Source organism: Staphylococcus sp. SM3655 (assembly GCF_016917315.1).
GTDB lineage: Bacteria > Bacillota > Bacilli > Staphylococcales > Staphylococcaceae > Staphylococcus > Staphylococcus aureus.
In genome coordinates this window covers 1,054,401-1,080,547 of the sequence record NZ_CP070305.1, presented here as the reverse complement: position 1 = coordinate 1,080,547, position 26,147 = coordinate 1,054,401, and the positions used below count along the sequence as shown (strand labels likewise).

The 26,147-nt window shown below is 33.3% G+C and carries 21 protein-coding genes; 7 read left to right on the top strand and 14 right to left on the bottom strand.

Translation table 11 applies throughout. The annotated features are described in order from the left end of the window. Positions 1-173 precede the first annotated feature (173 nt). The 4 genes from JQN76_RS05215 to gtxA all read right to left on the bottom strand — a co-directional run bounded on the left by JQN76_RS05215 (position 174) and on the right by gtxA (position 5,026). Entirely contained in the window at positions 174-1,907 is a 1,734-nt protein-coding gene (locus JQN76_RS05215; protein WP_000486494.1) for an ABC transporter ATP-binding protein, read from the bottom strand. Positions 1,908-1,931: 24 nt separating this feature from the next. Continuing rightward, complete coding sequence (locus JQN76_RS05210) at positions 1,932-3,695, bottom strand: ABC transporter ATP-binding protein (RefSeq protein ID WP_001064814.1); 1,764 nt, start codon at positions 3,693-3,695, stop codon at positions 1,932-1,934. A gap of 703 nt (positions 3,696-4,398) precedes the next feature. Further along, on the bottom strand, positions 4,399-4,506 hold the full coding sequence (locus JQN76_RS05205) for a type I toxin-antitoxin system Fst family toxin (RefSeq protein WP_000482647.1): 108 nt from the start codon (positions 4,504-4,506) through the stop codon (positions 4,399-4,401). Between the two features lie 133 nt (positions 4,507-4,639). Next, entirely contained in the window at positions 4,640-5,026 is a 387-nt protein-coding gene (gene gtxA, locus JQN76_RS05200; RefSeq protein WP_000779360.1) for a flippase GtxA, read from the bottom strand. A gap of 257 nt (positions 5,027-5,283) precedes the next feature. On the opposite strand from gtxA, the gene JQN76_RS05195 reads away from it, so the two are divergent. The 3 genes from JQN76_RS05195 (at position 5,284) to JQN76_RS05185 (ending at position 8,538) form a co-directional block, all read left to right on the top strand. Beyond that, the gene (locus JQN76_RS05195; RefSeq protein ID WP_001176863.1) at positions 5,284-6,426 is read left to right on the top strand and encodes a glycerate kinase; all 1,143 of its coding nucleotides are present in this window, start codon (positions 5,284-5,286) and stop codon (positions 6,424-6,426) included. A gap of 59 nt (positions 6,427-6,485) precedes the next feature. Further along, a complete protein-coding gene (locus tag JQN76_RS05190; RefSeq protein WP_000831298.1) occupies positions 6,486-7,145 on the top strand; it encodes a membrane protein in 660 nt (219 codons plus the stop codon). 181 nt (positions 7,146-7,326) lie between these two features. After that, positions 7,327-8,538: a putative multidrug effflux MFS transporter TcaB gene (locus JQN76_RS05185; RefSeq protein WP_001192075.1), complete on the top strand. Its 1,212-nt coding sequence runs from the start codon at positions 7,327-7,329 to the stop codon at positions 8,536-8,538. 122 nt (positions 8,539-8,660) lie between these two features. On the opposite strand, the gene JQN76_RS05180 is transcribed toward JQN76_RS05185, so the two are convergent. Then, positions 8,661-9,134 (bottom strand): GyrI-like domain-containing protein, encoded by a 474-nt coding sequence (locus JQN76_RS05180; protein WP_000456489.1) that lies wholly within the window; start codon positions 9,132-9,134, stop codon positions 8,661-8,663. A 112-nt stretch (positions 9,135-9,246) separates the two neighbouring features. Here JQN76_RS05180 and JQN76_RS05175 point away from each other — a divergent pair, with 112 nt between their 5' ends. Next, entirely contained in the window at positions 9,247-9,903 is a 657-nt protein-coding gene (locus JQN76_RS05175; RefSeq protein WP_001080281.1) for a C39 family peptidase, read from the top strand. Positions 9,904-9,965: 62 nt separating this feature from the next. Here the strand turns inward: JQN76_RS05175 and JQN76_RS05170 are convergent, their stop codons facing one another. Further along, positions 9,966-10,772, bottom strand: a complete 807-nt coding sequence (locus tag JQN76_RS05170; RefSeq protein WP_000690198.1) for a metallophosphoesterase — start codon at positions 10,770-10,772, stop codon at positions 9,966-9,968. Between the two features lie 285 nt (positions 10,773-11,057). On the opposite strand from JQN76_RS05170, the gene JQN76_RS05165 reads away from it, so the two are divergent. Continuing rightward, positions 11,058-12,467, top strand: coding sequence for an amino acid permease (locus JQN76_RS05165; protein ID WP_000101538.1), 1,410 nt, complete (start codon positions 11,058-11,060; stop codon positions 12,465-12,467). 137 nt (positions 12,468-12,604) lie between these two features. Then, entirely contained in the window at positions 12,605-14,683 is a 2,079-nt protein-coding gene (locus JQN76_RS05160) for a cation:proton antiporter (RefSeq protein WP_001185692.1), read from the top strand. A gap of 139 nt (positions 14,684-14,822) precedes the next feature. Here JQN76_RS05160 and JQN76_RS05155 read toward each other — a convergent pair whose 3' ends face one another. Continuing rightward, positions 14,823-16,652 (bottom strand): APC family permease, encoded by a 1,830-nt coding sequence (locus JQN76_RS05155; RefSeq protein WP_001836694.1) that lies wholly within the window; start codon positions 16,650-16,652, stop codon positions 14,823-14,825. Between the two features lie 231 nt (positions 16,653-16,883). On the opposite strand from JQN76_RS05155, the gene JQN76_RS05150 reads away from it, so the two are divergent. Further along, the gene (locus JQN76_RS05150) at positions 16,884-18,380 is read left to right on the top strand and encodes a serine hydrolase FLP (protein ID WP_000208577.1); all 1,497 of its coding nucleotides are present in this window, start codon (positions 16,884-16,886) and stop codon (positions 18,378-18,380) included. A gap of 90 nt (positions 18,381-18,470) precedes the next feature. On the opposite strand, the gene JQN76_RS05145 is transcribed toward JQN76_RS05150, so the two are convergent. The 7 genes from JQN76_RS05145 to JQN76_RS05115 all read right to left on the bottom strand — a co-directional run bounded on the left by JQN76_RS05145 (position 18,471) and on the right by JQN76_RS05115 (position 26,008). Beyond that, on the bottom strand, positions 18,471-19,319 hold the full coding sequence (locus tag JQN76_RS05145; protein ID WP_000034514.1) for an NAD-dependent epimerase/dehydratase family protein: 849 nt from the start codon (positions 19,317-19,319) through the stop codon (positions 18,471-18,473). 322 nt (positions 19,320-19,641) lie between these two features. Continuing rightward, positions 19,642-20,577, bottom strand: coding sequence for a 2-dehydropantoate 2-reductase (locus JQN76_RS05140; RefSeq protein WP_001836693.1), 936 nt, complete (start codon positions 20,575-20,577; stop codon positions 19,642-19,644). 225 nt (positions 20,578-20,802) lie between these two features. Continuing rightward, positions 20,803-22,203 carry an MFS transporter gene (locus tag JQN76_RS05135; protein ID WP_000381269.1) on the bottom strand — a complete coding sequence of 467 codons (1,401 nt, stop codon included), beginning with the start codon at positions 22,201-22,203 and terminating at the stop codon, positions 20,803-20,805. Positions 22,204-22,496: 293 nt separating this feature from the next. Next, positions 22,497-23,192 (bottom strand): ABC transporter permease, encoded by a 696-nt coding sequence (locus JQN76_RS05130; protein ID WP_000398941.1) that lies wholly within the window; start codon positions 23,190-23,192, stop codon positions 22,497-22,499. Next, the gene (locus tag JQN76_RS05125; RefSeq protein ID WP_000721551.1) at positions 23,192-24,133 is read right to left on the bottom strand and encodes an osmoprotectant ABC transporter substrate-binding protein; all 942 of its coding nucleotides are present in this window, start codon (positions 24,131-24,133) and stop codon (positions 23,192-23,194) included. The genes JQN76_RS05130 and JQN76_RS05125 overlap by 1 nt, the downstream gene beginning before the upstream one ends. 16 nt (positions 24,134-24,149) lie before the next feature. Continuing rightward, entirely contained in the window at positions 24,150-24,785 is a 636-nt protein-coding gene (locus tag JQN76_RS05120; RefSeq protein ID WP_000569120.1) for an ABC transporter permease, read from the bottom strand. After that, positions 24,782-26,008, bottom strand: a complete 1,227-nt coding sequence (locus JQN76_RS05115; RefSeq protein ID WP_000948979.1) for a betaine/proline/choline family ABC transporter ATP-binding protein — start codon at positions 26,006-26,008, stop codon at positions 24,782-24,784. Before JQN76_RS05115 ends, JQN76_RS05120 begins: the two co-directional genes overlap by 4 nt. Positions 26,009-26,147: the final 139 nt, after the last annotated feature.

Sequence of the window (26,147 nt, the reverse complement as noted above, 5' to 3'; positions counted from 1 at the left end):
GTAATATTACGTTGAGCGCCTTGTTCATCAATGCTATAATTAGTTACATAATAAATTGAACATCTAAATACACCAAATCCCCTCACTATTGCCCTAGTGAGGGGATTTATTTTGCTGTTGATTATCTATCACCCTTTTTATTTCCAAATTCTGATTCCATATTAAACTATTATTTATAATTTCCAGCCTGCTGATTTACTTTTTATTCTTATAAAGTCTTGATACATTCCTGGTTTTCGAATTAATTCATCATGACTACCTTTTTGAATTATTTCACCTTCATTGAGCACTATAATCTGATCTGCATTTTTAATAGTTTCAAGTTTATGTGCAATTGTAATTACTGTTTTGCCTTTACTTAATTCATTAATTGCCGTTTGAATCAGCTGTTCATTTTCAGGGTCAATACTTGCAGTTGCTTCATCTAAAATAATTATTGGTGCATCTTTTAATATCGCCCTAGCAATAGAAATCCTTTGCTTTTCTCCGCCAGATAAATTACTACCTTTTTCATTTAGCATTGTTTGATATCCCTCAGGTAATGACATGATGAAGTCGTGGCAACATGCTTGCTTCGCTGCACGAATAATTTCTTCTTTCGTTGCACCTGGATTGCCAAACAATATGTTATTTTCAATCGTATCATTAAATAAATACACCTTTTGAAATACTGCACTAATTTTCGACATTAACGTACTTAATGTCATATCTTTAATATCAACACCATCGATGCGAATATTTCCATCATCGATATCATAAAAGCGCAAGAGTAAGTGACATAATGTAGATTTCCCACTTCCTGAAGGTCCAATTATTGCTGTTGATGTTTGTGTAGGTATCTCAAAATTCACATTCTTTATCACTTGTTTATCATCATATGAAAAATTCACGTTTTGAAAAGCGATATTTTCATTTTTAATCGTCAAATTTTTTCCATTCTCATCCAGTTCTGGAGCATTTTTTATCTTTTCAATATCATCTATCGTCATATCTATCATTTCAAGTACGTGTGCAGCACTATTAATATTTTCAACACTATCAAATATCACAAATGAAAAAATTGAAATCATAATAAGGGTAGGTAAATCAATACTATGATTCATATATAATAAGCATGCAACTAATACAATCATTATTGAAACAACTTTTAAACTAAGTAAATGCAATAAATTGAATGGGATATATTGCATTTCTATTTTTGTATTTATACGTTTACTTTCATTGACTGCTTGGTTAAAACTTTTAAGACTCGTATTTTCTTTCGCGAATGATTTTATTACTTGAATACCACGAATAACCTCCAATACCTTTTCCACTAATTGGTTTTGTACATTATGATACGCTGGCGCATTTTGTCGACTCTTTCTTTCTAATAATTGAATCGCAAAAAATGATAGTAATACGCCAATGCATGCTAATAATGATACTTGCCACGAAACTACAAGTAGAGACAATATGAGTACTGTAATTAATATGTATCCATTAACAACAACGTCCACCATTTTCATAGCAAAGTTTTCTAAAAAGGTTAAATCTGTTGTTACTATTGTTGTTAACTCATTTGAATGATGCGAATTAAAATAACCTAACCTTACATTTTTCAATTTATCCCCTATATCTAAACGTTCTTTCGCACTCATTTCATAAGCGATGCTCTCATGGCTTTTGCTTTTGAAATATGCTGTAATAAATCGTCCAATCACTAATAAAACCATGATAATTACAACATTCAATATATCTTTCATATAAATAGGTTTATGAGATAGCACATTATTAAATATTTTTGCAGCTAAAAAGATAGGTAACGCAATAAAAATAGCATTTAAAAATGACATGCTAAATCCTAAAATCATTCTTGCTTTATATGGTCTTATCCAGTTTAAAATTTTAAATGTAATTTGAAACATATTTGACCTCCTTTTCTCATTAGTTTAATTATGTCCAGTATTGATTCCCCAATCTTTTGTATGCATGTGCGTATCCCACATTTTCTTATAATTACCGTTTAATTTTAGCAATAAGTGATGTGACCCTTTTTCTAAAATTTGTTGTTTACCTAAAACAATAATTTGATCTGCATGTTGAATCGTAGATAACCGATGTGCAATAACAATCAATGTTTTATCCTGCGTCAACACATTTAATGCTTCTTGAATTTTTTGTTCGTTGTCTGGATCAACGTAAGCAGTCGCTTCATCTAATACAATGATAGGCGCATCTTTTAATATCATTCTTGCAATAGTGACTCGTTGTTTTTCACCACCAGACAATTCATCTCCCACTGTACCAACATTCGTATCATATCCATCTGGCAACTTTTCAATAAATTCATGACATTGTGCTAACTTGGCAGCTTTTTCAACTGCCTCATCCGTAGCTTCTGGATTGCCAAGTTTAATATTTTCTTTAAAAGTAAGATTTAATAAAAAGTTATCTTGTCCAACAAAACCAACTAAATCGTTAAGTTGTTTCGATTCAATATCTTTTATATTTATACCGCCAATCGTAATTTCACCTGAAGTCACATCCCAGTATCGTGATATAAGCTTGGCAATGGTTGACTTACCGCTACCAGATGCCCCGACGATAGCTGTGAAATTATTTTCTGGTACTGTAAATGATAAATGCTTAAAGACCAGATCGTCCTTATCTTTGTTATATGAAAATCCAACATTATTAAAAGCAATTTCATAATGTTGAGGCTTCTTAAATTTTGTTGACAATACTAACTCTTCTAGACTTAATATTTGATTCACTTCAGTTAATGCGTATTGTATAGACTTTAAATGATTTACATAATTAGTAAAATTCTTAATCGGTGCTACTACACCTAAAGATAATACGATGCATAGGAAAAATTCCGCATAGTTTAATTGGTTGATAGATATCAAATACATGCCGACCGGTAAAATCCCTAAAAATGTTGAAGGTAATACACTAGCTCCTAAATTCATATACCCCCATGTATTTTTAAACCAATTCAAAGTGTGAATCTTATAATTATCTACTGCATCTTTATATTTTTTATATGAACTTTGAGATTGATTAAATGTTTTAATTACCTCAATGCCTTCGATAAACTCTACAATCGCGCTATTCATATAATTATTCGATTTCATTTGTTCAGCATATGTCTCATTAAATCCAGACATAACTTTTTTAAAAGCGAAAATTGAAATTGGTATCGTTACTAATAAGGCACTAGCCATACGCCAATCAATGAGCATTATGTATAAAAAGATAGCAGCTGACAAAAGTAAGTTTCCTATAACTTCAGGAATCATATGTGCTAAAGGTAATTCTATTGTTTCAACCTTATCGACAAATATATTTTTTAATTCACCTATTTTCTTAGATTCCACTACGCCTAAAGGGAGACGCATTAATTTTTGAGCTAATTTTTTACGAATTTCAGATAAAATTTCATATGCCGTAATATGTGATAGCATCGTTGACGCTCCAAAACAACACACTTGTGAAATATAAGCGATTAAAGCAATAAAGATATAAACCATAATCGAATTAATCGTATATGCATTGTTAATCATCATTAAAATAATTTTAAAGACTGCCCAATATGGAACTAATCCAGAAAAGACACTGATGATAGACAACAAAATTGATAACATAATTTTCCATTTACTATCAGAAGCAAATCCGCTGAGTATCTTTATCCAATTTGTCTGATTGTTCATCGTATATGTAACTCCTTTCAATTAATAATCTAAATTAAGCCGCTTATATTATTTATTTCACTGGATGATATACATAATATAAATTTGTTATTTGTTAAAAATTAATACTTATTACAAGTACATCATATATTAGTTGATAACGATTATCAATGTCGCGTGGATTTGTGACACATTTCTTTTAAAAATTCACAAGGTTATGGGGCAGAAATGATAAAGAGCCACTAATGATTTATTATGTAATGATTCTTTATCCTTAGCCACAGCTAATATGTACTTAAAAATAGGAATACATGAGTAAAACTCTATGTTGGGACTCCGCCAACTTGCACATTATTGTAAGCTGACTTTCCGCCAGCTACTGTGTTAGGGCCCCGCCAACTTGCATTGTCTGTAGAAACTGTGGATCCAATTTCTCTATGTTGGGTCCCTGAGTATAGCCTTGTAGAGTCTAGTACATTGATTTGTATCCCAATGTCCCTATAATTGATTATTCGCTTTATCTAATGATCCTATGACTCAACTATTAAATCATTTTTCGAAATACTTAATTCTAATATAATTAAATTCATTTATTGTAATATTACAAAAATACATTGCACACCTTGTTCATCAATGCTATAATTAATTACATAATAAATTGAACATCTAAATACACCAAATCCCCTCACTACTGCCATAGTGAGGGGATGTATTTAGGTGTTGGTTATTTGTCACCTTTTTTATTGTTGCGCGTTCGTAACCAATGTGCAAAAAACGCAACAAGACAGCCGCTTAAAGCTGAAGTCATGATGTCAATTAATAAATTGAACATCCGTCATACACCTCCTCTCTGCGTTAAAGTAACGCCCGAGATGTTAGGCGACCATTATATTATATCATTTATTTATTATATTTCACGCAATATTAAAGTTTGAGTAAAGCGTTTTTTAGTGGTTTACGCTACTTTAATTACTATCTTTTAAAATCCATTTAGATAATACAAATGTGATGGGTATCGTAATCACTAAACCTGCAAATGGCGCAATTTCCGCTGGCAAATTTAGCCAGGATACAAAAACATATAATAAAACTGTTTGTAAGCTTACGTTGACAATCTGCGTAATTGGAAAACTAATGAATTTTCTCCAAGTAGGTTTTACCCTGTAAACAAAATAACAATTCAAATAATACGAAATCACAAAAGCGACTAGAAATCCGGTAATATGACTAATCATATATTCAATGTGTAATAATTTTAACAGCAATAAATAGACAACATAATAATTTAACGTATTAATGCCGCCAACAATGATAAATTTTAAAATTTCAGCATGCGTTTGTGTTAGTTTCATATGTGTAACTCCTCAACATCAAAATATATGCATAACTACGTTCTCGAACTTGCGTGCCAATCCTCTTCACTTCAAATATGCTTATTTCAATCTTTATACCCTTTCACAGCAAATTTAGTCTCTTTCCCCTCATCCTTATACGCCATTATAATGTAACTGATTTATCGCGTGACTCATTAGCACTATAGAGATTACTTTAGTTCACTAGTAATTTTATATACAATAAGAGCGACAACAGTAATGAGAGGATGTCTACTATGCAATTACAAAAAATTGTCATCGCTCCTGACTCATTTAAGGAAAGTATGACCGCACAGCAAGTTGGCAATATTATAAAACAGGCTTTTACTAATGTTTATGGGAATACCCTTCATTATGATATCATTCCGATGGCTGATGGTGGTGAAGGTACCACAGATGCTTTAATGCATGCAACAGGTGCCACTAAGTATACAGTCATCGTTAATGACCCTTTAATGCGACCTATTGAAGCATGTTATGCACGCGCAGACGAACAACAAATTGCAATTATTGAAATGGCGGCAGCGTCAGGTTTGGATTTATTAGAAAAAGAGGAACGTAATCCTTTATACACATCATCATATGGTACCGGTGAACTAATTAAAGATGCATTAAATCATGGTGCTAAGACCATTATTTTAGGGATTGGTGGCAGTGCAACAAATGACGGTGGTACAGGTATGCTAAGTGCACTAGGCGTAAAGTTTACTGATGTAAACGGGGACTTATTACAAATGAATGGTGCTAATCTTGCTCACATTGCACAAATCGATATAACCAATCTAGATTCGCGATTAAAAGAGGTGACCTTTAAAGTGGCCTGTGATGTTTCAAATCCTTTATTGGGTGAAAATGGTGCTACCTATATTTATGGTCCTCAAAAAGGCGCTGATGCAAAGATGATACCAAAGTTGGATTTCGCAATGTCGCATTATCATGATAAGATAAAAATGTGCACAGGAAAGTCCGTTAATCAAATACCAGGTTCTGGTGCAGCTGGCGGTATGGGCGCAGCATTATTAGCGTTTTGTGAGACAACTTTAACAAAAGGTATTGATGTCGTCTTTGACATTACAGATTTTCATCAAAGAATTAAAGATGCAGACCTCGTTATTACTGGAGAAGGACGCATGGATTATCAGACCATCTTTGGTAAAACACCCGTAGGCGTTGCGTTAGCTGCAAAACAATATCATATTCCTGTCATCGCGATTTGTGGCAGTCTAGGCGAAAATTATCAACATGTTTACGATTTCGGTATTGATAGTGCCTATTCTATAATCTCTTCACCTAGCACTTTAGAAGATGTCCTACAAAATAGCGAACAAAATTTATTAAACACTGCAACTGACATTGCTCGTATTCTGAAATTACAATAATGTCAAAGTAAATCATCAGCTTTATTATTTGCAGTTAAAACTTGAATGAGGTGAAACCCATGAAAAGAACTGATAAATACCGTGATTCATATCAATACGACAATCAAAACCAAAATCATCGTCGTCAATCTGAAGACGCATCGTATAGACAACAATATGCTAAAGGCGATCCTGAAGAACACCCGGAACGATACTATAATGGTAGAGATTATCGAAGAGAACAAATTCTTGAAGAAGAAAACGAGAAATCCCGCCGTTCAAAAAAATGGTTATATATCATTATTGCCATTCTCTTAATTATTGTCGCTATTTTTGTCACACGCGCCTTACTTAACAATGATAGCGATAAAGTTAGTAATGACCCTAAAGTCTCTCAAAATTATAAAAAACAAGTTGAAAATCAAGACGGCCAAATTAACCAGCAAGTTGATAATGCTAAAGAAAATATTAAAAACAACCAAAAAACTGATGACATTATTAAAAATTTACAAAATCAAATCGACAACTTGAAGCAGCAAGAACAAAACAAAGCTGATTCTAAGCTAACTCAATTTTATCAAGACCAAATCAACAAATTGACAGAGGCAAATAATGCACTTAAAAACAATGCAAGCCAAGGTAAAATTGAAAGCATGTTAAATGATATTAATACAAAATTCGACAGTATTAAATCTAAATTAGAAAGCTTATTTAAAGATGACAATGGTGGCGCTAATTAATTATTACACCTGCTTTGATGATAAACATTAATTCCCTATACTTTATCTGTATCACTACGTTATTCGTGATGATGCATTAAGAGTATAGGGATTTTTTATATAAACTTGTATTCTAACTACATACAAATACACACAAAACGTATATAATTTATATAATTATATCATTTAAAGGAGTCTGATCATGCAATCAACGAAAACCAAAACGAAGCATTTTTCATTTTTATTGCTAATTACGTTAGGCGTCATGACCGCTTTTGGCCCACTAACTATAGATATGTACGTACCATCATTACCTAAAGTGCAAGGTGATTTTGGTTCTACTACATCAGAAATTCAATTAACATTATCATTCACAATGATTGGTCTTGCACTAGGCCAATTTATCTTTGGACCTTTATCCGATGCTTTTGGTCGCAAACGGATTGCTGTATCCATTTTGATCATTTTCATTTTGGTATCAGGTTTGTCTATGTTTGTTGATCAATTGCCATTATTCTTAACTTTACGATTTATTCAAGGTTTAACTGGTGGTGGCGTCATCGTGATTGCCAAAGCCTCTGCTGGTGATAAATTTAGTGGCAACGCACTCGCTAAATTTTTAGCATCTTTAATGGTAGTAAATGGCATCATCACTATTCTTGCACCATTAGCTGGTGGATTAGCTTTATCCGTAGCAACATGGCGTTCTATTTTCACAATTTTAACTATTGTGGCACTCATCATTTTAATTGGCGTCGCTTCTCAATTACCTAAAACATCTAAAGATGAATTAAAGCAGGTGAATTTTAGTAGCGTCATTAAAGACTTTGGAAGTCTATTGAAAAAACCAGCGTTTATTATTCCAATGCTATTACAAGGTTTAACTTATGTAATGCTATTTAGTTATTCATCTGCATCGCCATTTATTACTCAAAAATTGTATAATATGACACCCCAACAATTTAGTATCATGTTTGCTGTTAACGGTGTAGGTTTAATCATTGTCAGTCAAGTCGTTGCTTTATTAGTAGAAAAATTACATCGCCACATATTATTAATCATTTTAACTATTATACAAGTGGTAGGTGTTGCTTTAATTATCCTGACACTTACATTCCATTTACCACTTTGGGTCTTACTCATCGCATTCTTCTTAAATGTGTGTCCTGTGACGTCAATTGGACCGCTTGGTTTCACAATGGCTATGGAAGAACGAACAGGTGGCAGTGGTAACGCATCAAGTTTACTTGGCTTATTCCAATTTATCTTAGGTGGCGCTGTTGCACCATTAGTTGGCTTAAAAGGCGAATTTAATACATCACCATATATGATTATTATCTTCATTACAGCCATTCTATTAGTCAGTCTACAAATCATTTACTTTAAAATGATTAAAAAGCAACATGTCGCATAACACTTCAACATAATTAGAACCCTAGCAAAGATATCTATCTTTGTCAGGGTTCTTCTTTATGAATTATGAGATCGAATCTTCAACTAAAATTACGCCTTCATATCAAGGACATTTCTATTCAATCACCCTTTAACAGGCATCCAAATTTCTGTAATATATTTTTCACTTGTAGTATCACCATCCTGATACAACTCAAAAAATGGTGCTGATTTTACCGTATCTGCTTGATATTGATGTATGTAGTGATGCACCTCTTCCATTTTTTGTTGAACTGCTTTAGGTACTGCGCCCTGTGCTTCAAATACCATATACTTTGAACTTGCTAATGTTATGACATCATATTTTTCAATATCAGCACTATTATCTCCGGTAACTGCAATCATATATGACATCTTACCGTCTAATTCGGGTATACATAAGCCAAGTATCCCGGCTAAATCACCATTATTTTTTAACTGTAAATCCGCAATTACTCCCTCTTGATAACATCTTTGCCAAAACCCGGCTATATGTTGCTGAGCCTGTCGTCCATTTTCATACGTTTCTTTAATACCTACTAACGTTAACGACGCAAGTTGTTGTAATTGATATTCCATTTTATCACTCCATTAATTTTATTCACTCATGTAAAACATATGTTTAGGACATTTTGCATTGACGCTATATAATTATATTAAATATTTATTGAATCAATGCGAGGACTATATTATGAACCGAAAAATATTACCAGTTAAACCTATCAGTCAGCTATTTCCTATCCCTATGGTCATGGGGTGTGAAGGTGTTTCCGCAGCCATGATGTTGCAATACAACAACCAACATATCCCTGCTACAGAAATTATGAGACATTGGCCGACACATCCGAACAATCCACATAAAGGTTATGTTGGACATCACTTATTCATTAAGCTTGGCAATTATCATCAAACGATATTTCCAGAAGCATATGTACCATTTTTACAAAAATACAATCCTAATATCGTAGACGGCACTGGTAAATCCTTAGAAGATCTTAAAGGTATTATCGATCAAGGTCAACCTGTGTTAATATACCATACTAATCTTGGTTCTAAACCATTACTACGTGTTTTCCGCTTTGATAACAAGCCAGCGAAACAAGTTTCAAATATTCACGTAACGTTACTCATTGGGTACGATGATTACTATTACTATTATATCGATCCACTTTGGAGTCATATTCGTCGTGGCCTAGTTTTACCTGCCATCATTCCAAATCGCAAACAAATTATTAAAATTCGTAAAGAGAAAATGGAATACAGCTTTAATTCACCAGGAAGAAAGTGCATTTATGTGCAACCACATTCATATACAATTGAAAATCAACAACAAAATAAACACACGTAAGTAAACACATTACTCACGTGTGTAAAACATAAAATGCGCAAACTGGGTCAGGTTTGCGCATTTTAAATTTCTATTATTTGTATCGTCTCATTTATTTCCTGGTAAATATCTTCTGAACGCCATTGTCTTGGATAGCCTAGACACGGACAGAGATAACATCTGCCATCATCCATCACACTTTTACGAAAATGAACATGGCCCATAATACTATATGGTATATCGAACATCGCATACAAAGGATTGAAATCACTTGTCCCAATAAATGCATTATAAAAATCGAATATACGATGTGGCATAGGAACAATGAAATCAGGGTGCGTCACAACATGTGTGACTATAATCACTCGTCTATTTCCTACTTCTAATATATCTTTCTTCACTTGTTCAGCCGCTATTTTAGATAAATTTTGATCTGATATACCCCAAGATATTCGTTCTTTATCTTGCCAAGTCGCACCATAATGTTTTCCTCTTTGTAACTCATCTAATGAAAATCGTTGTGCTGCAAAGCTATAATCATACCAACCTGTATGTCCTATGATTGCCCATTCTTCATTTACTATAAATGGTTTTCCTACCAAGCACTGTGACATACTCTTATAATTATTCCAAATGTCTTGCGTAGTCATACTTTCAACTTCCCATAAATCATGGTTTCCAGGAACAAATTTCACAGGTATATCTAATTGTTTTGTCAATTGCGTTATAAATTGGTGCGTCAATTGATAATGATTTGAGATATCCCCCGCAATCAACAATATATCCAATTTCTTATACTTAACTATTTCAACCAATGCCTCTAAGTAATCTTCGGATGTTTTTTTATTATGACGATCAATATGTAAATCGGCGATTGTCCCTATCTTCATACCCTTACCTTCTTTACTCAAATTAAAATGTTATTTATTATGCCATAGCTTATCTAATATATATAGTTAACTGCTTCATTTAGATGATTATTTTATATTTTTGCATAAAAACTTATATCTTTTCAAAAAATCGATAAGTTTTAGTTATCATACCCTTACCTATCAAATGTTTTTTCTTATATTTAAAAAAATAATTGCTTTATTAAATGGATTTCTTTAGTATTTATAATTAAGAAAACGCTTACACACAACTTTTTTATTTGCTTTATCCTGAGGAGGAAAATTATGGCAAGAAAATTGCATAGAGAGTTGAATAACAGACACATCCAATTAATAGCAATTGGGGGCGCAATTGGAACTGGGTTATTCCTAGGATCAGGTCAAACAATATCTTTAACTGGTCCATCACTGTTATTCACATACATGATTATTGGGGTTGTACTATTCGCTTTTATGCGCGCATTAGGCGAATTGTTGTTGAGCAATACAAGATTTAATTCATTTGTTGATATTGCAAATGAATATTTAGGCCCTTTTGGTGGCTTTGTCATTGGCTGGACTTACTGGTTATGTTGGATTGTATCAAGTATGTCAGACCTAACTGCGATGGGACAATACTTTGCATTTTGGTATCCACAAGTCCCAAATTGGATTACCGTGCTATTTATTGTTTTAATCTTGATTAGCTTCAACTTATTAGGTGCCAGATTATTTGGTGAACTGGAGTTTTGGTTCTCTATTATTAAAGTTGTCACAATTATTGCGATGGTTATCGTTGGTCTTGTATTAATCTTTTTCTCATTTAAAACACATTATGGACATGCATCATTCACAAACTTAATCAGTCACGGTGGCATGTTCCCTGGTGGAACATTTGGTTTCTTAATGTCATTCCAAATTGCTGTATATTCATTCATTGGTATTGAACTTATAGGTGTAACTGCTGGTGAAACGAAAGATCCTGAAAAAACCTTACCGAAAGCAATTAATAATGTACCTATCCGTATTTTATTATTCTATATCGGTGGTCTATTAGTAATTATGTCAGTCATACCTTGGAATGATATCGATCCAAATAGTAGCCCTTTCGTTAAACTCTTTACATTAATCGGCGTACCATTTGCAGCAGGTGTCGTTAACTTTGTCGTGCTAACTGCCGCGGCCTCTGCTACAAATAGTGGTATCTATTCGAATAGTCGTATCTTATTCGGACTGTCACAACAAGGGTTAGGTCCTAAAGTTTTAAATAAAACGAATAGTCATGGCGTGCCTTATTTATCAATGTTAGTTTCATCAATTGCATTACTTATAGCAGCCTTGTTAAACTACATTTTCCCTAATGCAATTCAACTATTCATATACGTTACAACGTTATCAACTGTGTTGTTTTTAGTTGTTTGGGCAATGATTATTGTCGCTTATCTAATGTATTTGAAAAAGCATCCTGAGGCACATAAAAACAGTAAATTTAAGTTGATTGGTGGTAAGCCTATTGCTTACATTATTCTAGCGTTCTTCTTCTTTGTATTCATTTTATTATTCTTTAGTGACGAAACAAGAGCAGCTATTTATATTTCGCCATTCTGGTTTATATTTTTATTTTTCTTTTATAAAAAATACAAAACGAATGCTGAAAAGCTCGCGTATGAACAACGACAAAATGACAGCGGTCATTTCAGATATGACAATCAATAATTTAAACATCTCGCTCTAGTATCAGTTCAACCGATACTAGAGTTTTTTTGAAAATAACTTCATTTTATCAATATATCTATGTCATTATGCCTTAAAAGTGATAAAATATTAACTATTAAAATTTTGAGGAGTATTGTATGGCACTATTAGAAGCATTTTTAATTTTTATTTTTGCTGTGATTATTAGTTCGGTTATCAATAATCGATTCCCACAAATTCCTACTGCCTTTATTCAAATTGCATTAGGTGTCGTTATTTTCATTATTCCAATACAAGTTGATTTCCAATTCAATTCTGAAGTATTTATGTTTGCCGTTATCGCGCCACTACTTTTTGTGGAAGGTACCCACGTCTCTCGAACAAAATTATTAGAATATCGTAAACCTATACTATTAATGTCAATGGCACTAGTGTTTGCAACTGTAGTCGGTGTTGGCTATTTTATACATTGGATTTGGCCTGCCTTACCAATGCCAGCCGCTTTTGCAATAGCAGCAATTTTATGTCCTACTGATGCAGTAGCAGTATCTGCTATTACACGCGGAAAATTATTACCTAAAGGTTCTATGACGATTTTAGAAGGTGAATCTTTACTCAATGATGCAGCAGGTATCATTTCATTTAAAATTGCTGTTACTGCATTAGTAACTGGTACCTTTTCATTATTCCAAGCTGTTGAACAATTTATCATTTCAACAATACTAGGTGTACTTATTGGTGCAATTATTGGATTCGTTGTCGTTAGAATACGTATAGACTTAACCGCTAATAAAGGTTTAAAAGATAACAATACCTTAACTTTTATTCAATTATTAACTCCTTTTGTCGTATACTTTTTAGCAGAAGAAGTTCATGCTTCAGGTATCATTGCAGTTGTAATCGCAGGTCTAATCCATGGTTTAGAACGCGACCGTTTAATTAGAGCACAAACGGAACTACAAATGAATTACCATCAAATTTGGAACACATTTAGTTATGCCTTAAATGGTTTTGTATTTGTTGTATTAGGTTTTATGATTCCTACTGTAGTCATAGATATTTTCCAAACAGAGCCTGACAACTTTTCATTTTTAATAGTGATCACTATATTAATCGCTATTGCAATTTATGCATGTCGATTTGTTTGGGTTTATTTCTGGTACAAAGATTTTTATTTCCCGAAAAATATACAATCTTATCTAGACGAGGAACATGATTCACATGAAACACCACCTTCTCGAGTGCGTTACGCATTTATTATGACCATGTGTGGTATTCACGGTACAATTTCACTTTCAATGGCACTTACATTACCATTTATCATTACAAAAGGACAAGCATTCGAATACCGTAATGATTTATTGTTTATTGCATCTTTCATGGTATTAATTAGTTTAATCTTAGCGCAAATTGTTTTACCTTTAATTACACCATCTGCCGAAGATACTACTTTTAAAGGTATGACTTATCAATCTGCCAAAATTTTCATTGTTCAAAAAGTGATCCAGCATTTTAAAAACGAAAGTAAAAAAGACAAAAACGATACAAATTATCGCCCAGTATTAAACCAATACTATGGAGAATTGTTATTTTTATTAAATTCAGAACCTGATAATCAAAATACAAAAGAACTCAAACGTTTAGAAGATATTGCAAAAGTAATCGAAACATCTACACTTGAGCGTTTAATTGATAAAGGTAAGGCAACATATCAGGATATAAATAATTACCGCAATATTGTCGAATTAACAGAGACACACCGTACTGCTTCATTTGTTGAAAAATTTGCAAACTTCTTCAAGATGTTATGGCTTAGACTTAAAGCGATGAAGCACTACAAAGCCTTAAACAAAGAATCTAAGAAGCAAGAATTTGAAAATTCATTCAAAGATGTTCAAAAAATTATGCGTATTGTGAATCACAATATTATTTTACGCTTAAAAGAAGAACAAAATAGTACAAATGTACTTGAAGTTAGCTTAGTCATTAATCATTACTATGATATGAGTCGCTCATTAAAGTGGCGTGCACAACGTCGAAAAGAACGTCAAGAAAACAGCAATCAAATCATACCGCAAGCTATGTTCCATAACCACAAATTGGAAGCATTGTACTTACAACGTCATCTTTTAGATGAATTAATTCGCAAAAATAAAATCAACAATATCGTTGCAGCTCAAATTCGAGAAAATATCAATTACAACGAAATTGTCTTGTCTTTACAGTCCAAACATTAAGCAAGACATAACAACACCCCCGTACATATGAGACAAAGTCATTATCATCTCATATGTACGGGTTTTTTATATTCAACATCAAAAAATCGGATTGATGAAAAGTAAATAACCTTTCATCAATCCGATTTGATTATAGAATCTATTTTTTAAGTTTAAATGGAATTGTACATACGTTAACATTCTTTTGATAAATTAAATACAATTTCATACGCAAACTAGTTTGATTGTGTAACAAATTATGCCAACGTTTCTTAGTAATAAATTCTGGTATCATTACTGTAATCATATAGTTTTGATCGTTGGCTTTACGATTAATCTTATCGATAAAACGTGAAATTGGTCGTATAATACTGCGATATTCCGAGTGTAAAATAACTAATCTTACATCTGGGAAATGACGTTTCCATTTCTCTTGGAATGCTTTTTCATCTTCATCTCCAAATGATACATGTACTGCTATGACATCATTATTCGCAAGCATTTGTGCGTAATAAATAGACTTATCAACTGCTGTTGTAATACTTGTTATCGGCACAATTGCTAAATTACGATCTACCACGTCCACATTAAGAACATCAATGTCAGAACGTAATTGTTCTGCGATATCTCGATAATGTTTGTTAATTTTCAAGAAGAAAATCACCACGAACGGCAAGAAAATAAGTATCGGCCATACTTGGCTAAATTTAGTTATGAGTAAAATCATAAAAACAATAAATGTCACGATACCACCTAGTAAGTTCACAGACAACTTACTTAACCAATTCTTAGGACGTTCATGAATCCATTTAATAACCATACCGAATTGTGCTAGTGTAAATGGAATGAATACACCAACCGCATACAATGGAATTAAATCTTCAGTCATACCATCAAATACAATAATTAAAATAATGGCTAATACACCTAAAATAATAATTGAGTTAGAGTAGCCTAAGCGATCACCTCTAACAGTAAACATTCTAGGCATATATTTATCTTTAGACATTGAAGCCGCTAACATCGGAAAAGCTGTAAATCCAGTGTTGGCTGCTAATACCAAAATCATCACGGTCGTTGCCTGTACAAAATAGAAGGCAGCATTATCACCAAATATTTGCATAGCTAATTGTGATAAAACTGTCGTTTCCGTTTGTGGCATAATTCCATAAACATATGCTAAACCAACGATACCAACTAATAAAAACGCTAAAATTGAACCCATAGCAATTAACGTTTTCACAGCATTATTAGCACTTGGTTCTCTAAAATTGGTTACCGCATTTGAAATAGCTTCAACACCTGTTAATGATGAAGCCCCTGATGAAAATGCTTTTAATAGCAAGAATAATGTTACTCCAGGAACCGCAGTTCCTACTGATGCATGCATATGTGGTTGAATATCTCCTGTCGCCACACGGAAAGTACCTATAAATATTAATATCACTAACCCTATAATGAAAAGATATACTGGATAGGATAATACGGTGGCAGATTCAGTTAAACCACGTAAATTTAATATTAAAATAAAAAGTACAAGTAAACATGCAATCAGTACTTTATGCCCATATAAACTTGGGAATGCAGCAACAAATGCATCAGCACCAGATGATATACTAACAGCGACAGTCAGTATGTAATCGACTAATAATGAGCCTCCTGCAAGCAATCCCCATTTTTCTCCTAAATTGGTCTTGGACACCATATACGCGCCGCCACCTTTAGGATATGCATAAATAATTTGCCTATAAGACATAATTAAAGCAGCTAATAAGATCAGAACAGCACCTGCAATCGGTAAAGTATACCAAGTTGCAACTGCACCCACTACTGATAGTGTAATCAGTATTTGTTCGGGACCGTAAGCCACTGAAGATAATGCATCCGACGAAAGAATCGCTAACCCTTTAAACTTCGATATCTTTTCGTCTTTTAGTTCTCTGTTTTTTTTAGGTTGCCCTATAATAAGTCTTTTAAATTGATTGAACATAATCTCCTATTCCTTTTTATAGTTTTTGATGGATATCACTATACGCCTATCTTTCCAAAAAGTATAGAGAGTTAATCAATATTTTTTATGTAATTATACACCTATTAACATATAAGGTGTCAAAAATAATGGTAAATATACCTCTTTAATTAATTTATTCAATAGAACTGGTATAATAAAATAAATCTCATTAGGCACTTAAGTAAATTTAACATATAAAAAGGAACGTTTATGACTACTAAAAAACTGTATTTTCTATCCATTTCTATTATCATTTTAGTCGCCATTTCAATTGCTATATATATAACATTAAATAGCAATACGAAGACACGGTTAACCAATGATTCGCAACAACAAATAGATACAATTATCGAGCATGATTTACAAAAGGGACACATTCCTGGAGCATCAATTTTAATAGTAAAAAATGGCAAAGTTTTTTTAAATAAAGGTTATGGTTATCAAGATGTTGATAAAAAAGTCAAAGCTTCTCCCACAACAAAGTATGAAATTGCTTCTAATACGAAAGCTTTCACAGGTCTTGCAATTTTAAAATTAGCTCAAGAAGGTCGATTAAACTTAAATGATGCCGTATCCAAACATGTGCCTCATTTTAAAATGAACTATAATGGTCAAAATGAAACTATTACGATTAAGCAACTTTTGGCTCAAACAAGTGGTATACCTAGTGATATTACAAGCGAAGATTCTGTGACAAGCAAGCGAAATCAATTAACAGATGTGGCAAGTGCAATTATGGGAGATGAGCTTCACCATAAGCCAGGCGAGGAATTTGAATACTCAAATATGAATTATGATCTGTTAGGTTTAATCATCCAAAATGTCACAAAGCAATCATATACGCAATATATAACAGACCATTGGCTTAAACCACTTCAAATGAAACACACGACATTTAAACAAACAAATTACAAATCAAAACATGATGCTATTGGCTATGAATTACAAGGTTCGACACCTGTCGTCTCTAAACCTGAATTTAACCTTTGGGATACACCATCAGCATATATGATGACATCAACTGAAGATTTGGAACATTGGATAAAATTCCAACTTAATCCACCTGATAAATACAAATCATTAGTTCAACAATCACATAAAAATTTATCATCAACAATTGGTGAACCTAATGCCAATGCATATGCTTCGGGCTGGTTTACCAATAATGATGAACATTTAGTGTTTCATTCAGGAACGCTCGATAACTTTTCATCATTTATTTTACTAAATCCAAAACAAAATTATGGAATTGTTGTACTTGCAAATCTAAATTCGGAATATGTACCCAAATTAGTTGAGCATCTTAATACACAGATAGTTAACAACACACACTATACTACTGTTGCTTCAACGCTGAATCATTATAAAGGACAATTCAATATTGTTACCGTTTTGATGACAACACTTATTTTATTAGCATTTATATTCTCAGCTTATCGTGCTTGGCAAATGCGCCATGGTCAAATTCTTTTGCGTAGATCAAAACGGATTGCTGTATTGAGTTGGTTATCATTATGTATATGTATCGCTTTAGCGCTCGCGCTTTATGCATTACCATATTTAATTCTCGGTAGCAATAATTGGTCTTTTGTACTGACTTGGCTACCAATAGAAATTAAATTAGCACTAATCACAACATTAATTGCATTATTCAGTACATTAATTGTAATTCTGTTATTCCTTCATACAAAGATAACGAAGACATAATAAAAAGACTTGTTCGAGCCGTGCGTTTGATAATATATCATCCACGATTCGACCAAGTCTTTATTCTTTGTATATTAAACGGATAAATTATTATTTAATTGGATTCATGCCATCTTTCCAAGTTTTATAAATCAGAGTACCACCTTGCGCTTTAAACTTCTCATTGCTTACGCCACGTTCAAATGGTTGCGCAGGTTGAATATCAATATTTGGTTCAACACCAAGTTGTTCTTTATACCATTCTGCAAATTCAGAACCTTTAACAGGTGCATCATCTGCTACATTATAGATACCATTTTCAAAATGAATAGCTTGAATAGATGTTTCAACTGCATCATCAAGATGCACAAATGATGTTACGCCATCTGAAAGTGTCACTTGACCATCCATAAATTGATTATAAATCATGCCATCTTTTCCGTACCAAGTACCTGGGCCATATAACCAGCCAAAACGTAAAACAACGTATTCATCCATACGAGCCGTTTCTTCTAGACCAACCACACCATCAACCGTTACTTTTCTATCACCAGTTGAGTTAAAATCAAGTGAAGTTTCCTCATTTGCTAATCCTTCGCCAGGTTCATACATAAAGGCAATACTTTGGGCAATTACTTTCTTAACATCATGCTTTTTCGCCGCATCAATTAAGTTTTTAGAACCTTCAATACGTACTTTCGTATTTGCTGCCATATCAACATTTTTTAAATCCGTAATTTGGTTGATAATGATTTCTGGTTTAAAATCTGCTAACGCTTGATCAATGGTATCAGCTTTTAATATATCACCAATATATGCTTTTACATTAACCGCAGCTAGCTTTTGTTGACCATTCTCAGATGTAGTAAAACCAGCAACCTCATGCCCCTCTTCTTTTAGTCTTTGAACTAATTTAATGCCAATAAGGCCCGTTGCACCAGTTACAAAAATTTTACTCATTATAAACACCTTTTCTCTATTTGTCTTTTTAATATAATTACTTGCTTGATGAGTTTACAAAATTCACGTGAGACTTCCAAATGATTTGCCTCAAAATTTTTCAAAGTGTCGTCGTAAAAACTGTCTAGTAAATGCTAATAGTATGTCGTAGACCTATGACAAATCTGAATTATGACGAAGATCAATCAAGAAAAACAGCACCAAGATCATTTCAATTTGAAAGTACCTTACTGCTGTTCTTTATTTATTACATTTCAATCTTAATAATGACCGTAATATCACGTGATTGTCATTTCCTTGTAATCATACCTAAAAACACTAATTAATCCTGTGCATGTCGCTGACTTTCTTTAGTATGAATTAAATCAGTAATAAAGCGATTGACTGGCGCTTCAATATGACGTTGTTTACCTAATGTTGCAACTGCGCCATTAATATAATCAATTTCAGTTTTTCTATTATTAACAATTAAATCTTGATACATGGATGGATAATGCGCACCAACTTTTTCATTTAAATCAACTAAATATTCAAATACTTCATCAACATTTAAATGAACATTATCAATCGTCGCTACATACACTATTTCTTGCGTTAATTTATAAATCAAACACTTCGCATAACTACTTTCATTCAGTGATGCCATATTACACTCCAATACTGTGCTTAATGCATTTGCCGTACCATTAACACAAATCTTTTTCCAAATCGATTGGTATAAATCTTTACTAATGACACCATTCAATTCCGCTTCGTTAAGTAAATCAGCAACTTTTATAACATTTTCTTTACCTTCATCCACTAGTTCACCTATTTCAACTGGTCCACTACCAAGTAAATGACTGTGTCCAGGGCTTTCAAGACCTGCCGTCCAAGTCGTAACACCTCTGACAATTTGTGATTGAGCAACATACTGCGCAATGACTTCTTCATGCTTCAGACCATTCATCGTACATACGACGATCGTTTCATTATCAATATGTGGCTTCATATCTTCCATCACTTCTTTTAATTGCATAGACTTTGGAAATAGAAAGACAACATCGTAAATGCTTTCGTCCGGTTGATCATTAAAATGATACATCGGAATGTTTAACTCGAATGCCTCTCCATTAATCGTTATATTTAATCCATGTTGCTTAACCGCTTCAACATGAGATGTATATCCGTCAATAAGTGTGACATCATATCCTGCTTGAAATAGTTTGGCACCAAAGCCACTACCTAATGCACCCGATCCAGCAATTGCAATTTTCATCCTATAAACCCCTCTTCATCGTTGTTGTTCATTTTAAAAATACTACTTTCGCATATTAGCGTCAATTTGAAAATCATTCGCTTAATATGCACACAGCTTTTATCGTCTATAAAAGAACACACCTAACATTAAACGTCAATACGTAACATTAAGTGTGTATGATAAACTTACTTTCACAAAATTTCCTTTAAAATCCCTACATAATAACTTGCTTTCATTTCGGTTTTACAAATTCGTTTGATTTTTAGGAACTAATAGTAAAATGACTAAAAATGCAACAATTGCTAGCAAGGCATTAAACATCATACCTGTGAAACCACCTAAGTTCAAATTTAAATTAGCTGCTAACACAGTATAAACTGTACCAGATACTGCTACTCCAAATGCATTTCCTAATGATGACGCCATTTTATATACGCCTGAAGCAACACCCGACTTATCATCTGGCGCACTAGCAACTGCTGTATCAGTTGATGGTGTAGCATATAATCCTAAACCAGTACCAAACAATAAATATCCAACTATACTAGATATGATATACCACACTTCTGGTAAAAATGTTAACGACAATAAGATTAACCCAATCACTGTAAAGCCACTTCCTAGTAATAGTGGGCGCTTCGGACCATGTTGAGATAAAATCTTTTCACCTACACGAATCATTGACAACACTGCTATTAAATACGTTAATGAAATATAACCCGTTTGCGAAGAATTAAATCCTAATTGTTGTTGATAATACGTGTTAATAACGATAAGTGCACCACCTGCTACACCATTTAATAAGAAGTTTGAAATAGTTGCACCACTGTATCCTCTATTTTTAAAAATTGAAAAATCAACAAGTGGATGCTTTATTTTATTTTCGTAATATACAAAACCAACTAATGAACAGATAAACACAACAATTAAACCTAGAATTAACGGTGAAACTAAACCAAAATGAGACGTCTGTGTGATGATTACATTTAAACTTAACATCGTCACTACTAAAATGACTAAACCAATAACGTCAAACTTTTTAGCTTCTGCTTTCATACCTTTGATTGGTTCTGCTTTAGTCTCAGGTGCATGTTTGATTAAGTACATTGCTAATAATGTTAATAGAATTGAAACAACAAATATTGAACGCCAACCTATATATGTAGCCATTAAGCCACCAAACAACGTACAAATACCACTACCACCCCAAGAACCAATAGACCAATAGCTTAAGGCACGTTGTCTTCTTGTACCAATATAATATTCGTTAATAATAGCAAGTGTGGATGGCATAATACATGCTGCAGACAAACCTTGAATTATTCTACCTATAATTAAAAATGCTGGCAAAGGTGTAATGATGATGAGTAATGAACCTACAACATTTAATATCAATCCTACATAAGTAATTTTGACGCGACCAAATTTATCAGCAACATCACCAGCACCTACGATAAACAAACCAGCAAATAAGGCAGATAAGCTAACAGCGATATTTATCGTTCCAACGTCACTACTATATGTTGATTGTAATGGGACAACAAGATTAACAAGTGACTGCGCGAATAGCCAAAAGGTAATAACCCCTAAAACGATACCCAAAAGCAATCGGTTGTCACCTCTAAATTGTTTTGATGTGTCCATGAATTAGATAAGCCTCCTATGTTTAAGAAAAACAAATTTTTAATATGATATATTAAGAAACAATATCATAAATTTGCAGAAAATTATAAATAAAACATCTCATTTTTTAGCATTTTTACAATAATTAACGCTTTTTATCCAAAAACTTTCATGATAATAATTGCTATTTTAGTGTAAACGCATACAAACACAACCTATAAAAAGGCTACTCAAAGATTATTTGAGCTCCTTGAGTAGCCTCATTTTTTATAAATCATGAAACGAAATCGCTAAATTATAAACATCTTCTACTATTACATATTAATACTTTGCGGCCGATGATTAGATTGATTTTTACGATGTCGTGTTGTTGGGTCTAATCGTTTTTCTAAAAATCTTAATAGTACATCAATGACGATTGCAATGATAGCAATCGGAATCGCACCTGCTAAAATAAACGTTGTGCCATCCGTCGCATTTGTACCACGAATCACAATGTCACCAAGCGTAGGTGCTCCTATAAATGATCCAACGGCAACAACACCTATCGCAACAACCAAGGCAATACGAATGCCACCGATAATAACCGAAACAGATAACGGTAATTCAATCATTCGTAGCACTTGATTGCGTGTCATTCCCATACCTTTGCCAGCATCCTTAATATTCGCATCAACACTAGCTATACCAGTATAAGTGTTTTTTATAATTGGAAGTAACGCATATAAAAACACTGTTAAAACTACTGTTTCTGAACCTAAGCCCATGACTAACATTAAAATAGCTAACATTGCAATGACTGGAACTGTTTGAATTATATTTGCAATTGTAATTACAAATCCAGAAAGTTTTGTGTATCTTGCAAGCAAGATTCCCAATGGAATACCAATTAAAGCTGCAAACAGCACACCATAGACAGACATTAATAAGTGTTTGAAAAATAAATCCCATAGATAACCAAAGTTCGTAACATAATAATTGAATAATTGCTGTAATAAATTACCTTCCATTACTTATGACCACCTTTCTGTTTATCAAAATAGTGGTGTTTTTTCAAAAATTCTTCTGCGACGACAGCAGGTTCTTTACCTTTACCATCCGCTTCATAATTCAAGCGTTGCATCTCTGAAGTCGAAATCTTTCCTGTCAACTTATTAATCGTCGTTTTAAGTTCTGGGTGTTGCCGTAATAATTCATTTGTTGCAACAGCACTCGCAGCATAAGGTGGGAAAAATTGTTTATCATCTTTAAGTACTTTCAAATCATACGCGGCAATTCGACCATCTGTAGAATAACCTAATGCAACGTCTAACTTCTCTGTGTTTAATGCGTCGTAGACTAGACCTATTTGCATTGGTCTCACTGTACCAAAGTCAAAACCATACTCTTTTTTAAATCCTTCATAGCCATCGCCTTTACGATTCATCCATGAACTATCCATACCTAAACGTAAATCTTTACTATGCTTTGCTAAATCTGAAACTGTCTCTAAATGATATTTTTTAGCAGTTTCCTTCGTTACCATGAATGCATACGTATTCGCAAAACCATACGAATCAAAAAACGTTTGATCAAATTTCTTTTTAAATCCTTGTTGTGTGGCTATCATTGCTTTCTTAGGATCTTTAATTGGTGCTTCCTTCAAAGCTCCCGTTAAATCTGTGCCATTATATCTAACACCTGATATATTAGCATCCCCATTAATTAAGGCATTATGTTGAATCGTACTTGACCCTAAATTATTTACTAATGTTGGCTTTATCTTACCATGTGTATCATGCTCTATTAACAACCGTAACATATGTGAAATAATTTGCGATTCGCTTGTTGATAATGCTGTAATTTTGACATCATTTTTCGTGCTCTTACTACCTAGTCCGGGCAAACTACATCCAGATAATACGGTAAGCGATAAGACAAACACGACAAGTATATATTTAATTTTCTTCATTATCTTAGCCTCCTAATTATCCAGATACTTTTAAGCCTTTGGGAACTACCCATTTTTCAACTAAAGCTAATAAGGCATCAACACCTAATGCTAGTGCAGTAACGAGTACCGTTGCAGTTACAATCATCAGTGGATCATATAAATTTAAACCATTGAAAATGAAATCACCTAATCCACCCGCACCTACATAACTTGCAAGTGTAGCCCAACTAATTACATACACAGATGACAAACGAATGCCACCAATGATAAGCGGCAATGCTAACGGCAATTCAACATCCTTCATCAATTGAAATTGTGTCATTCCCATACTTTTTCCAGCTTCTTTAATGTTGCTATCAATATTTTGAACACCGAGTACCGTGTTATTTAAAATAGGTAATAATACATAAATAAATAGCGCTACAATTGCAGGCGTTTTACCAACACCAAAAATCGGTATCATAATAGCAAGTACAGCTAGTGTTGGAATAGTTTGTAAGACACCTGCCACAGTTAATACAATATTGGCAGTTCGCTTTGTTTTTGATAATAAAATGCCTATAGGTACTGCAACAATGATGGCAAGTAATAATGCCACTATAGAAATATAAAAATGTTCCAGTGTTTTCGACATCAACTGTCCACCATGTTCATGTAGGAACTCAATCATGATTTATCATCTCCTATGTCACGTACTTTGACATTAGTAGTGTGTTGCTCATGCACTTTTGAGGACGCAGTGTCTTCCCCCACATGTTCTGCTTGCACTGTATCCTCACTATCGCCCCAAATCGTGTCATAAACAATGTCAACAACATTGGCACGCGTAATCAGTCCTACTAAACGTTGCTTATCATCTACGACAGGTACATTCCTAACGTTTCTTTTTAAAATCGTACGTACAGAATCTTGTAATTTAGAATCAATTTGAACGGTATAAATATGTTGTTGCATGGTGTCTCGTAAACTTTTGTGTCCACGTATACCCTGATTTATATCTTCAATGTCTAAGAAACCTAGTAAATGGTTATTACTATCTACTACAAAAATAGTATCAACACGTTTTTGTCTCATAATATGAACGGCGTCATTCAGTGTTGCTTCTGCCTGTATCGTGATTGGTTTAATCATTACACCTTCTACAGTCTTGTCATTGGGACGGTCTTGAATCAGTCTATTTTGTCCTATAAAATCACGTACAAAATCATTTGCGGGATGTCTTAAAATATTGTCTGGTGTATCAAATTGCACCACCTTACCTTCTGACATAATACAAATTTTGTCTGCTAATTTAATCGCTTCATCCATATCATGTGTTACAAAGATAAACGTCTTGCCTAATTTTCGTTGTAACGTTTTAACTAAATCTTGTAACGTATCTCTCGTAATAGGATCCAATGCACCAAAAGGTTCATCCATTAAAATAATATCTTGTTCGGCCGCAAGTGCTCTTACGACACCGATACGTTGTTGTTGCCCACCTGATAGTTCTGCTGGATAACGCTCTAAAAATGACTCCGGTAAATCCACAAGTTTAATTAATTCCTTTGCACGTTTATCCTTTTCTTCTTTAGTCCATTTCAACAATTTGGGTACCAATACAATATTCTCTTTAATCGTCATATGAGGCATTAACCCAATTTGTTGAATAACATAACCAATATTTCTACGTAATTCGACAGGATTCATACTCCGAACATCTTTACCATCAATTTCAATTTGTCCTTCTGTCGCTTCAATCATACGGTTTATCATTCTTAAAGCAGTTGTTTTACCACTTCCACTGGTCCCAATAAATGCGATAAATTCCCCAGATTGAATATCTAAAGAGATGTCATCTACTGCCTTTTTATTACCAGAATAAATTTTCGTTAAATGCTTAATACTTAACATAATCATTTCTCCTTCCTCATAAAAAATATGACGAATGATACGCATAAAATAAAAAGACCATCATCGCAATTGTTAAACAAATAGAGTCATAAGTTAAACAAGTACACATCATGGTCTTGATTATGTAGAATTTTATATT